Source organism: Prosthecobacter fluviatilis (assembly GCF_055388355.1).
Genome location: NZ_AP043782.1, coordinates 5,082,228 through 5,096,996 on the forward strand (window position 1 = coordinate 5,082,228; position 14,769 = coordinate 5,096,996).

The window sequence follows — 14,769 nt, forward strand, 5'->3', positions numbered from 1 at the left end:
GCTGCCAGCTGTCTGCATGAGCGGAATTGCCTAAAAATAGTTAATTTCTTAAGATTTATAGGGTGCTATTGTCTGGGTGATAATGGTTAAAGTATCTTAGATAAGGTTTTTTTATCCTTGCTGTGAGATAAACTTATCCCTTATTTTTGTATAAAAATAAAATAAAATTTAATTCACGGACTTTGGACTATGCAAACCGAGTGCGGCTCTTTTGAGTCAGGGCGTCATCTTCAAGACAAAATAGTATTGGCAAGTGGCGGCAGCAGCGAGGCCTTTGAGATGCGGTGTTGTGCAGCTTTGGGTCTCTGATTTGGAGAGGGCGCTGTGGAGTGGAAAAGATATGGGTGAATGTTGATGCGTTTTTATTTTAATAAAAAAGCTGATTTTTTAAATTTGTTTATGAAAAACTTTTTGGGTTCCGGTTGCGGTTCAAACTTTAGCTTTGCCACTCATCAGCTTTCTTTCCGAATACTCTGCAGGCATGGGATGCTGGTGCTGGCAGTGATCCTGGCCGTGCTGGCGGAGCCGACGACTCAGGGAGCGACCTTAACATGGGACATCATCTCAGGAAATGGGGGGCTCATCACCGGTGGCAGCGGAACCTGGACAGACGGTCTGGGAAACTGGAACACCGGTAGTGGAGACGCCACCTGGAACAGCGCGACGCCAGATGCCGCCATCTTTGGCGGGACGGCGGGCACGGTGACATTAGGCGGTGCGGTGACTGTGGGGAACATGGTGTTCAATTCCGTGTACACCCTGGCAGGAGGTGGAAACACGCTCACGCTTTTGAATTCCACGATCACTGCGAACACGACGGCGACGATCAGCGCCGTGCTGGACGGAAGCACGGGGCTGAGCAAGGATGGCACGGGTTTTTTGACACTTTCGGGTGCGAACACTTACACTGGTGTGACGACGATCAGCGGTGGGGTGCTGAATGTGACGACCCTCGCCAACGGCGGCAGCAACAGCAACATTGGAGCCTCAAGCAATGCGGCGGCGAATCTCGTGCTGAACGGAGGCACGCTGAGGTACTCGACAGGTGCGGGCTCTGCGGTGAGCACGGACCGTCTGTTCAGTGTGGGCACGAGCGGGGGGACGATTGACGCCTCGGGCGGTTTTAACATCAACTTCACCAACACGGGCAGCATGGGGTTCAACGGGCAGAGCGGTGCACGCACGCTGACGCTGACGGGGAGCAATGCGAATGACAACACGCTGGCGGCGGTGATCGGTGACAACGGGGGGGCGACGTCTGTGACCAAGGCTGGCGGAGGCATCTGGGTGCTGAGCGGTGCGAACACCTACACCGGTGTGACCACGGTGAGCGGTACGGCGGTGCTGAAGGTGAACTCGCTGGCGAACGGAGGCAGTGCGAGCAGCATCGGGGCATCGAGCAGTGACGCGAGCAATCTGGTGCTCAATGGAGGAACGCTGACCTACACAGGGGGAGCGGTGAGCACGGACCGTCTGTTCAGTCTGGGGACTTCGGGGATCACTTTGAACGCGTTTGGAACGGGCGGGGTGAACTTTACCAACACAGGAAGCATGGGGTTCGTCGGGACCGGAGCGCGCACGCTGACGCTGGCCAATTCGAACGGAGGTGCCAGCACGATCGCGGCGGTGATAGGTGACAATGGCGGTGCGACGTCCGTAACGCACACGGTGGTGTCCAGCACCTGGGTTCTGTCAGGGGCGAACACCTACACAGGGGCAACCACGATCAATGGTGGAGTGATCAGTGTAGCTACTCTGGCGGATGGTGGGAGCGCCAGTGGCATCGGTGCCGCGACCAACATTGCCACCAATCTGGTGCTCAATGGAGGCACGCTGCAGTACACGGGCTCAGGTTCCAGCACGGATCGTTTGTTTAGCGTGGGAACGAGTGGGGGAACTCTGAATGCCTCCGGCACGGGCGCTGTGAATTTCACGAACACGGGCAGCATGGGATTCAACAGCCAGACGGGGGCGCGCACGGTGACGCTCACCGGCACAAACACGGGGGCCAACAGTGTGGCGGCAGTGATCGGGGACAACGGCGCAGCCACTGCGGTGGCAAAAACGGGTGTGGGCACCTGGGTGCTCACCGGAACCAACAGTTATACAGGTGCGACGACCATCAGCGGTGGTGTGCTGCAGGTGGGCAACGGGGGAACGAGCGGCACACTGGGCAGCGGGGCTGTGACTGACAATGGCAACCTGACATTCAACCGCTCTGATAACATCAGCATCGCAAACACGATCAGCGGCAGCGGTTCGGTGACTCAGGCGGGCGCCGGAACCACCACGCTGAGCGGTTTGAACAGCTATCTTGGGGCGACGACGATCAGCGGCGGAGTGCTGAGTGTGGCGACCCTGGCCAACGGCAACAGCGCCAGCAACATTGGTGCTTCCAGCAGTGTGGCCAGCAATCTGGTGCTGAATGGAGGAACGCTCAGGTACACCGGAACGGGAGTCAACACGGACCGGCTCTTCAGCGTGGGCACCAGTGGAGGGACGCTTGATTCCTCGGGCACCGGTGCCCTGGCATTTACCAATTCGGGGAGCATGGGGTTCAACTCGCAAGGCGGTGCACGGACGCTGACCCTCACCGGGTCAAACTCAGGCAACAACATTCTGGCCACATTGATCGGGGACAGCGCCGGTGCGACGGCGCTCACCAAAGAGGGTGCTGGCACGTGGACGCTTTCGGGGTCCAGCAGCTACTCGGGCGTGACGACGATCAGCGGCGGGGTGCTCAATGTGCTTACATTGGCCAATGGCGGCAGCAGCAGCAGCATCGGGGCATCGGGTAGCGCAGCTGCCAATCTGGTGCTGGACGGAGGAACCCTCAAATATTCAGGGGTTGTGGGTTCTGCGGTGAGCACGGACCGTCTGTTCAGTGTGGGCACGAACGGGGGGACGATTGACGCCTCGGGCGGTTTTAACATCAACTTCACCAACACGGGCAGCATGGGGTTCAACGGGCAGAGCGGGGCGCGCACGCTGACGCTGACGGGGAGCAATGCGAATGACAACACGCTGGCGGCGGTGATCGGTGACAACGGGGGGGCGACGTCTGTGACCAAGGCTGGCGGAGGCATCTGGGTGCTGAGCGGTGCGAACACCTACACCGGTGTGACGACGGTGAGCGGCACGGCGGTGCTGAAGGTGAACTCGCTGGCGAACGGAGGCAGTGCGAGCAGCATCGGGGCATCGAGCAGTGACGCGAGCAATCTGGTGCTCAATGGAGGAACGCTGACCTATACGGGAGGTGCGGTGAGCACGGACCGTCTGTTCAGCCTGGGGACTTCGGGGATCACTTTGAACGTGTTTGGAACGGGCGGGGTGAACTTCACCAACACGGGAAGCATGGGGTTCGTCGGGACCGGAGCTCGCACGTTGACGCTGGCGAATTCGAATGGTGGGACCAGCACGATCGCTGCGGTGATTGGCGACAACGGCGGGGCGACGTCTGTGACACGAACCGGCACCGGGACATGGGCGCTGACGGGTGCCAACACTTACACAGGCGCGACGACGCTCAATGGGACTGGAGTGCTGAGTGTGACGAATCTGGCTGATGGTGGGAGCGCCAGTGGCATCGGTGCCGCGGCCAACGTTGCCACCAATCTGGTGCTCAATGGAGGCACGCTGCAGTACACGGGCTCTGGTTCCAGCACGGATCGTTTGTTTAGCGTGGGAACCAGTGGAGGAACTCTGAATGCCTCCGGCACGGGCGCCGTGAATTTCACGAACACGGGCAGCATGGGATTCAACAGCCAGACGGGGGCGCGCACTTTGACGCTCACCGGCACAAACACGGGGGCCAACAGTGTGGCGGCAGTGATCGGGGACAACGGCGGGGCCACGTCACTGATCAAATCCGGCACCGGGACCTGGGTGCTGACTGGGGCGAACAGCTACAGCGGCACGACGACGATCAGCGGCGGTGTGCTGCAGGTGGGCAACGGGGGAACGAGCGGCACACTGGGCAGCGGGGCTGTGACTGACAATGGCAACCTGACATTCAACCGTTCGGACAACATCACCATCGCAAACACGATCAGCGGCAGCGGTTCGGTGACTCAGGCGGGTGCCGGAACCACCACGCTGAGCGGCACCAATTCATATACTGGAGCCACAGTTATCACCGCCGGGGTTGTGAGCATTTCCTCGATAGCCAACGGGGGAACCAGCAGCAACATGGGTGCCTCCTCAAGCGCGGCCACGAACCTCGTGCTGAACGGTGGGACATTGCAATATACGGGAGGGGCTGCGAGCACGGACCGTTTGTTCAGCGTGGGAACTGCCGGAGGCACACTGGATTCATCGGGCGGAGTGCTGAGCTACACGAACACTGGCAGCATGGGTTTCAACGGGCAATCCGGCGCACGCACACTGACGCTGACGGGCAGCTCTGGTGGCGGCAACGTCCTGGCGGCAGTGATCGGGGACAACGGAGGTGCGACGTCACTGGTCAAATCTGGCACCGGCACCTGGATGCTGACCGGAAACAACACTTACACAGGGACGACCACCATCAGCGGGGGCACACTGGTTCTGGGGAACTTTGGCAGCACAGGCTCCATCAGCGGGAACATTGTGAACAACGGCATTCTCATGCTGAACAACACGGCCGGGCTCAACCTTTCACAAACCATCAGCGGAACGGGGGGGGTCACGGTCAATGCCGGCTCGCACACCTTGAGCGGAACCAACACATACTCAGGTGTGACGACGATTAGCGGCGGGCTGACTCTATCTGTTGCGACGATTGCAAACGGAGGTGTGGCCAGCAATCTTGGTGCGGCGAGCAATGCGGCAGACAACATCGCTCTCAACAACGGCATTCTGAAATATACAGGCACCGGATCCACGACTGACCGTCTGTTTGGCATCGGCAATCTAGGTGGAACGCTGGACGCTTCAGGCACCGGTGCGGTGAATTTCACCAACACAGGCAACATGGGTTTCAACAGCCAAACAGGCGCACGCACCCTGACCCTCACAGGCACGAACACGGGAGGCAACACCCTGGCTGCAGTGATCGGTGACAATGGCGGAGCCACGGCTCTGACGAAAAGTGGCGCAGGGACCTGGGTGCTCACCGGAGCCAACAGCTATACAGGCACCACCACCATCATTGGCGGAGTGCTGCAGATCGGGAACGGTGGCACTTCCGGCTCACTGGGAAGCGGGGCGGTGACTGACAATGCCAATCTGACCTTCAACCGTTCTGACAGTGTGACTGTGAGCAACACCATCAGCGGCAGCGGTTCTGTGACTCAGGCTGGCTCCGGAGCCACAACCCTCAGCGGCACGAACAGCTACGTGGGAGCGACGACGATCAGCGGAGGCAAACTGATCGTGACAAGCCTGGCCAACGGCGGTGTCAGCAGCAACATCGGGTCCTCCACCAGTGTGGCGGCCAACCTTGTGCTCAATGGCGGGATTTTGCAATATACTGGGGGAGGCGGAAGCACGAACCGCCTCTTCAGCGTGGGCACCAGTGGCGGGACACTGGATTCTTCGGGGGCCGCTGGGATTACCTTCTCCAATGCCGGTAGCATGGGTTTCAACAGCCAGAGCGGTGCGCGCACTCTGACACTCACTGGGACCAGCGCTTTTGCCACCAATCAGATCGCGGCGGTCATAGGAGACAACGGTGGTGCCACCTCCCTTGTGAAAAATGGAACTGGAACGTGGACGCTGACTGGAACCAATACTTACACCGGGACCACAACCGTGAATGACGGCACCCTGAACGTCGGAGCGAACGGGACGGTGGGAACCCTGGGCAGCGGCAATGTGGTCAACAACGGGCAGATCACGCTGATGCGCACCAATGCCCTGACGCTCTCCCAGACCATCAGCGGCAGTGGCAAGCTTGTCCAAGGGGCTGCCGGCACGACGACTCTGACTGGAGCGAACACTTACACCGGAGCCACCCTGATCGGGGGCGCAGGTACGCTGAGCATTTCCAGCCTGGGCAACGGCGGGAGCGCGAGCGGCATTGGCGCTGCAAGCAACGCGGCCGGCAACATTGAGTTTGTCAGCTTGTCGGCGACACTGAAATACACTGGTGCGGCCACCAGCACGGACAGGCTTTTCAGCATCGATGCGGGAGCGGGAGCCATCCTTGATGCCTCGGGAACGGGTGCGATCAATTTCACCAACACGGGCAGCATGGGGCTGACACCTGGCGGAGCAAGCCCGCGCACACTGACGCTGACAGGGGCCAACACAGGCAACAACACGCTGGCCGCCGTCATCGGGGAGAGTGCCGTCACGACTTCAGTCACGAAGTCTGGCAACGGGACATGGGTGCTCACGGGAATGAACACCTACACCGGGACGACAACCGTCAGCGGGGGCGGCAAGCTTGTCGTGACCAACCTGGCTGATGGCGGCAGTGCGAGCAGCATCGGCGCCTCCAGCAATGCGGCTGCCAATCTGGTGATCAATTCAGCGACGTTTCAGTACACCGGAGGAGCGGTGAGCACGGACCGTCTTTTCAGCATTGGCAGCGGCAGTGGCACGCTGGATGCCTCTGGAACTGGAGCGGTGAATTTCACCAATACGGGCAGCATGGGCTTCAATGGCCAAAGCGGCACGCGCGCGCTGTCCCTTGCAGGTTCATACATAGGCTCGCTCGCTGCGGCGATTGGTGACAACGGAGGAGCCACGACAGTGCTCAAGGACGATTCCTCGACATGGACGCTCACCGGGGCGAGCAGCTACACTGGAGGGACTTTCATCAACAGCGGCATCCTGCGTGTGTCCACCCTGGCAGACGGGGGCAGTGTGAGCAGCATCGGCGCCTCCAGCAATGCGGCCGGAAATCTGACACTCAATCTGGCGGCAACGCTGCAGTACATCGGGGGTGCCACAAGCACGGACCGTTTGTTCACCGTGGATGTGAGCGGAGGAAAGCTGGACGCCTCCGGAACTGGAGCGGTGAATTTCACCAACACGGGCAGCCTGGGGCTGAGCGGGTCTGGCGGGCGTACCTTGACCCTAACGGGCACGAACTCCGACAGCAACACCCTGGCGGCGGTGATCGGCAACAACGGGGGAGCCACCATTCTCACCAAGTCTGGAACCGGCACGTGGGTGCTTACAGGAATGAACACTTACACAGGCGCCACCAACATCAGCTCAGGTGTCCTGCAGGTGGGCAACGGCGGTACCTCGGGTGCGCTCGGAACCGGTGTGGTGAGCAACAGCGGCAGCCTGATCATCAACCGGTCAAACGCGATCACAATTGCCAACACCCTCAGCGGTCTGGGCACCTTTACGCAAGCGGGTACAGGGACGACGACGTTTACCGGAACCAAAAACTATTCCGGTGCCACCTTCGTAAACGCAGGAACACTGCAAGCCGGCGCAGACAATGCATTTAGCACGGCTTCCGCCATCACTGTTGCGAGCGGTGCGACGTTGGGAGTCAACGGATTTACCAACACCGTCATCGGACTGACCGGAGCGGGAACAGTGCAAAACGGGGCGGCGACTGCGGCGACCCTGACCGTTGCGGGCACTTCGACCGGCAGCTTTAGCGGTATCATTCAAGACGGAGGAAGCGCTGCACTGGCAATCACCAAGGCAGGCACGGGCACGCTTTCTCTTCTTGGCAGCAATACCTATACCGGAATGACCACCCTTGATGACGGGGTGCTTGTGACCAACAAGCTGGCCGACGGCGGAGTGGCCAGCGGCATCGGGGCGTCCAGCGCGGCAGCGACAAATCTGCTGCTGGAAGGGGGAACACTGAGGTACACAGGAGCCGCAGCCTCCACGGACAGATTGTTCTCCCTTGCGATCATTGGTGGCACCCTTGAAGGAGCCGGGACTGGTCTGCTGAGCTTCACCAATACTGGCAGCATGGGATTCAACGGACAGAGCGGTGCGCGCACGCTCACACTTGCAGGTGGCAATGCTTCGCTGGCAGCACTGATTGGCGACAATGGGGGAGCCACGGCGCTGACGAAAAGCGGTGGAGGACAATGGACTCTGAGCGGAGCCAACACTTATACCGGAGTGACCAGGATTCTTGGCGGCCAGCTGGTTGTCTCAAGTCTGGCCGACGGAGGGAGTGCCAGCAACATCGGCGCCTCAACGAATGCCGCCACGAACCTGCTGCTAAACAACGGCGTGCTGCAGTACACTGGCGCTGCGGCCAGCACGGACCGGCTCTTCAGCCTGGGGACTGGCGGAGGTTCCCTGGACGCCTCTGGCAGCGGAGCGATCAACTTCAGCAACACTGGCAGCATGGGGTTCAACAGCACGGGCGCCCGCACATTGACTCTCAGCGGCAGCAATACGGGGAACAACACGCTTGCCGCGATGATCGGCGACAATGGCGGCTCCACCTCCCTGATCAAACTTGCCTCCAGCACCTGGGTGCTGACGGGCGCCAACACCTATACTGGCAGCACCCGAATCGATCTGGGAATACTGGTGGTGACAAGTCTCGCCAACGGCGGCGTGGCGAGCAACATCGGAGCATCGAGCAATGCAGCCTCCAACTTGGTTCTCGGACTAGCCACACTCAAATACACGGGTGCAGCTACGAGTACTGACCGGCTCTTCAGCATTCAGACAGGAGGGAGCACGCTGGACGCCTCTGGAACCGGGGAGGTGAACTTTACCAACACTGGAAGCATGGGGTTTGGCGGCCAGTCGGGAGCACGGGTGCTGTTTCTACAGGGGAGCAACACTGGCAACAACACCATTGCCGCCATCATCGGTGACAATGGCGGAGCCACATCCATTTATAAAAACGGCAGCGGACTCTGGGTGCTTTCGGGCACGAGCACGTACACCGGCATCACCCTGATCAACTCAGGCACCTTAAGCTTGACGAAACTGGCGAACGGGGGAAGTGCCAGCAGCATTGGAGCTTCCACCAACGCTGCAACGAACCTGGTGCTGAACGGTGGTGCTTTAAAATACACCGGAGCTGTCGCCAGCACGGACCGGCTGTTCAGCGTTGGGACGAGTGGTGGCACGCTGGATGCCTCGGGCACGGGTGCGGTGAATTTTAGCAACACGGGCAGCATGGGATTTAACAGCCAGAGCGGTGCGCGCACGCTGACCCTCACCGGAACGAATGCCGGCAACAACACTCTCGCCGCAGCCATTGGTGACAATGGTGGTGCCACCTCTCTGGTGAAATCTGGCAATGGCACCTGGGTGCTGACTGGAACGAACACTTATACTGGAACCACGACCATCAGCGCCGGGGTGCTCAGGGTCGGCAATGGTGGAACCTCGGGGACGCTCGGGACCGGAGCGGTGACTGACAACGGCATCCTGGTGATCAACCATTCGAATGCCATCACCCTTGCCAACAGCATCAGTGGCAGCGGTTCGCTGGTCCAGCAGGGGGCCGGCACCACCACGCTGACCGGGGCGAACAGCTACACCGGGAGCACGACCATCAGTGCCGGAGTGCTCAGTGTTGCTTCCATTGCGAACGGAGGCGCTACCAGCAATCTGGGTGCCTCAACCAATGCTGCGACGAACCTGGTGCTGAACGGTGGCACGCTGCAATACACCGGAGCGGCAGCGAGCACGGACCGCCTTTTCAGTGTGGGAACAAGTGGCGGTACCGTGGATGCTTCCGGTACGGGAGCCGTGAATTTTACCAACACAGGCAGCATGGGTTTCAACAGCCAGAGCGGCACGCGCACTGTGACCCTTACGGGCACGAATACTGGCAATAACACCCTGGCTGCGGTGATCGGTGACAACGGTGGAGCGACCTCGCTGGTCAAATCCGGCGCGGGCACCTGGGTGCTGACTGGAACGAACACCTACACCGGCACCACGACCGTCAGCGGTGGAGTGCTGCAAGTGGGGAGTGGCAGCACCACGGGTTCGCTGGGCAGTGGCGCTGTGGTCAACAATGCCAGTCTTGTGATCAATCGTTCGGATGCCATCACCCTTGCCAATACGATCAGCGGCAGCGGTTCGTTTAATCAGGCTGGATCAGGCACGACCACTCTCAGCGGCACCAACTCCTACACCGGGGCGACGACAATCAATGCCGGTGTTCTCAAAGTGGCTTCCCTCGCCAACGGCGGCAGCAGCAGCAATATTGGCGCAGCGACGAGCGCTGCTGAGAATCTGGTGATCAATGGCGGCACGCTTGAATACTCAGGCGCGGCAGATGCGAGCACGGATCGCTTGTTCAGCGTGGGCATCGGCAGCGCGGTGATCGATGTGACTGGCATTGGTGCGCTGAATTTCACCAACACCGGCAGCATGGGATTCAACGGACAGAGCGGTGACCGCAACCTGCTGCTCACGGGAACGAACAGCGGGGTGAACATCATCGCAGCGGCCATCGGAGATTATGGCGGCGCTACTTCGGTGTCGATCGATGGCACCGCCACCTGGCTGCTCACTGGAGCCAACACCTACACAGGGGCCACCACCGTCAGTTCCGGCGTGCTTCAAATTGGCGGCAGCAACTTGGATTCAGCGATCATTTTGGGATCGCATGCCACTTTGGAGCTGAATGGACTGAACGCGCGAATCGGCTCGCTGGCAGGCTCAGGGACCGTGCAGAACAACTCCGTGGATGCGGCAGCCCTGACGACGGGTGGGAATAACACCAGCACCACTTTCAGCGGTGTCATTCAAGACGGTGGCACAGGAGCGCTGTCGATTGTCAAAACGGGTTCGGGCACATTCACACTGACCGGATCCAACACCTACACGGGAACCACGACCATTGGCGCTGGAGTGCTCCAGGTGGGCTCCGGTGGCACGAATGGTACGCTTGGTTCAGGTGCGGTGACCAACAACGCCAGCCTCATCATCAACCGCTCTGATGCACTGACCATCGCCAATGACATCAGTGGCAGCGGTTCGCTTACGCAGGCAGGATCGGGAACCACCACGCTGACGGGGGACAACAGCTATAGCGGCAGCACGACGATCAATGCCGGAGTGCTCAGCGTGGCAGTCCTTGCAGATGGAGGCAGCAACAGCCATCTGGGGGCGTCCACCAATGAAGCGACGAACCTGGTGCTCAATGGGGGGGCTTTGCAGTACACGGGCGGGGATGTGAGCACGGACCGTTTATTCAGCGTAGGAACCAATGGCGGCACCTTGGACGTCTCAGGCACGGGAGCGTTGAGCTTTACCAACACGGGCAGCATGGGCTTCAACGGTCAGAGCGGCATCCGCACGCTGACCCTGACCGGAACGAACACCGGTGATAACACTCTTGCCGCAGTGATCGGCGACAATGGGGGTGCGACTGCGCTGACGAAGTCGGGAGCCGGAACGTGGGTGCTCACAGGAAACAACAGCAACAGCGGTATCACGACCATCAGCGCGGGCGTGCTGCAGATCGGTGCTGGTGGCACCGCGGGCTCACTCGGAAGCGGTGCGGTGATCAACAACGCCAGCCTCATCATCAGCCGCTCCGATGCACTGACCATCGCCAATGAGATCAGCGGCAGCGGTTCGCTTACGCAGGCAGGATCGGGAACCACCACGCTGACGGGGGACAACAGCTATAGCGGCAGCACGACGATCAATGCCGGAGTGCTCAGCGTGGCAGTCCTTGCAGATGGAGGCAGCAACAGTCATCTGGGGGCGTCCACCAATGAAGCGACGAACCTGGTGCTCAATGGGGGAGCTTTGCAGTACACGGGCGAAGATGTGAGCACGGACCGCCTTTTCAGTGTGGGAACGGACGGTGGCACCTTGGAGGCTTCTGGCACAGGAGCCGTGAATCTCACGAACACCGGAAGCATGGGCTTCAACGGGCAGAGCGGCACACGTGCTCTGACGCTCACAGGAACAAACACGGAAGGCAACACGATTGCTGCCGTGATCGGTGACAATGGCGGGGCGACTACGCTGACCAAGTCTGGCACCGGCACCTGGGTGCTGACCGGAGCGAACATCTACACAGGCAGCACCGTCATCAGCGCCGGCGAATTGCAGGTGGGCGCAGGCGGGGCAACGGGTGCGCTGGGAACAGGTGCTGTGACCAACAACTCCAGGCTCGTCATCAACCGTTTGGATGCGCTCACCATCGCCAATGCGATCAGCGGCAGCGGTGATTTCACCCAGGCGGGAGCCGGGAGCACCACGCTGACAGGGGGCAACAGCTACACCGGCAGCACAACGATCAACGCCGGAGTGCTGAGCGTGGCTGTGCTGGCCGATGGCGGGACGAGCAGCAACATCGGGGCATCTTCCAATGCGGCGGCCAATCTCGTGATCAATGGAGGCCGCCTTCAATATACCGGCGAGGCAGCCAGTACGGACCGTCTGTTCAGCGTGGGCATCAACGGGGGCGTCTTGGAGGCCTCCGGCAGCGGCGCGGTGAACTTTACGAACACCGGGAGCGTGGACTTTAACAGCCAGAGCGGCGGCCGAACGCTGACGCTCACCGGCACCAACACGGGTGACAACATTCTCGCGGCCGTGATTGGAGACCATGGCGGTGCCACAGCGCTGACCAAGTCAGGGGCCGGCACCTGGGTGCTGACGGCTGCCAACAGCTACACCGGCGCCACAACGATTGGTGAGGGGACGCTGCAGATCGGCAGCGGTGGCACCACGGGCTCACTCTCCACCAGCAGTGCGCTGAGCAATGATGGGACGCTGGTTTTTAACCGGTCGGATGCGGTGGTGCAGGGGAGCGACTTTGCGGGCTTGATCAGCGGCGGAGGTGCCGTGGTCCAGGCTGGCAGCGGCACGCTGACGCTCAATGGTGACAACACTTATGCCGGCGAGACGGATGTGCGGGCGGGCACTCTGGTGGTGAACGGCAACAACGCGCTAGGGGCCGGCAGCGCAGGCACGACAGTAGGCAGTGGAGCGACGCTGCTGCTCAACCATGTGAGCTACAGCACATCCGAGGCTCTGGGGATCAACGGCAGCGGGGTGGGCAATGGCGGTGCGCTTAGGAACAGCGGCACCAGCAGCTATGCCGGTGTGATTACTGCGGAGACGAATGCCAGCATCAATGTGGGAGGCGGTGTTTTGAACCTCACCGGCGGCCTGGTGAAAGACGGCACTGTTCTTACCATCACAGGCGGAGGAACGGTGAATGTGAGCGTTACGGGCATCAGCGGAGCCAGTGCTGGCTCGGATCTTGTGGTGGACGGAACGGAACTCGTGGTCGCTGCTGACAGTGACTACAACGGACCTACAACGCTGCAGAATGGAGCGAGCCTGATAGCCAATGCGGCAGTGAGCACGACACAGCTCCATGTGAGCAATGACAGCCTGCTGACCGGGACCGGAGCCGTGACTGTGGCGGCGGACCAGTCCATTTTCCTCAATGGCAGCTTCAGCGTGGGGGATCCCGCAGCCGCGGCCACGGCGTCGGTTTTTGCGCTAACAACATCTGGCTCGGGTGCTGTGGTGATGGGCGCAGACAGTGTGATCCATCTGGACCTGTTCAGCGGCGCGGGGCTGGGCAACAACCTTGGCAATGCAAGTGCGGCAGATTCCATCAACCTGCACGGAGTGCTGGATTCCTCGGCCGGTGGCAAGGTCGTCATCGGCAATCCCAACGGCATGAGAAACTTCCACGGAGGCGATCAATGGCAGCTTGTTCACCTCAATACGGGCGATGCCAATGCGGGAAGCGTGACCACAAGGATGGCTCTGGATGACCGAAGCCTGGGGCTGGCGAGCGGTGTCACGAGCTATCTTGATCCGAGCGATGGTGTGTTCTCCATCATCGACACCAATGGCGGGCTGGCGCTTGCCGCGGTGCAAGGACAGGCGCTGATCGCGGGTGGCAATACGGTCACGGCCGACCTGAACGGCCATCTCTTCAACCTCCGTAACGGCGGAGGGGAAGAGGGCTCGGGCTCCATCGCCGCCTCGCTGGATGAGGGAGTGATTGTGGGGGAAGGAGACGGTGACCCAGAAAAGGCCTCCCCCATGGCCAGGCGTGTGGCGCGCTCCCGGCAGTGGGAGGTGTTTGCGACGGTGAACTATGGCAATGTCAAACTCAACGCCATCCGAACACAGGCTGGCGTGCAGGTGGATTCCTGGGCGTCCGGAGTGGGTGTGGAGCGCCACCTCTCACGAGGCTTGACGCTTGGGTTTGCCGCCTCCTTTTTGCAGAGCACCCAGGGGTATGCCGGCAACCTTGGCAGCCTGTACCTCGAAGGCCCTGCGCTGTCGAGCTACCTTTCCTACGTGCGTGGCGGCTTCTGGAACAGCGTTCTCTACAGCTTTGGCACCTATCAGATGGACTCCACGCGCAATCCTGGCGCGCCCTTTCCAACGGCCTACGGGTCGACCCGCACCTATACGCATTCGGTGCAATACAATGCGGGATGGAACTTCCGCTTTCAGGACGACACGCTGGTCACAGGACCGTTTGCCGGGGTGGATTATCTGCACGGCTCGATCGACGCGTACAGCGAGACTGGCGGCGGGCTGGCCGCCCTGCATTACAGTGCGCAGAGCTACCAGTCTCTGGTCAGCCGGGTGGGCTGGTCTGCCTCCAAGCAGATAAGGACGAGTTTTGCGACGATCACTCCGCAGCTGCGTCTGAGCTACGAGCGTCAGAACATCAAGAACAACAACGGGACCAGTGTTTCGCTGATCAATGTGCCCTTTTCTGCCAGCGGGGGCAACCAATCCCCGGGGCAGGATTACCTGGTGGCCGGGCTGGGTGTGAGCCTTGCATTTACCGACCGGTTCAGCCTCATGCTTTCCTACCAGGGGCAGTTCTTCCGCCATGATCTTCAGGCGCACTTTGGCAGCATCCGGTTCAGCTACCAGTTCTAG

At 60.6% G+C, this 14,769-nt stretch carries 1 protein-coding gene; it reads left to right on the forward strand.

The features are described 5' to 3' along the window. Window positions 1-486 precede the first annotated feature (486 nt). Window positions 487-14,769: an autotransporter-associated beta strand repeat-containing protein gene (locus ACZ5WW_RS19945; RefSeq protein WP_377162114.1), complete on the forward strand. Its 14,283-nt coding sequence runs from the start codon at window positions 487-489 to the stop codon at window positions 14,767-14,769.

Coding starts and splice junctions, on each gene's coding strand:
- ACZ5WW_RS19945 (WP_377162114.1), top strand. CDS start 487: ATGCTGGTGCTGGCAGTGATCCTGGCCGTGCTGGCGGAGCCGACGACT.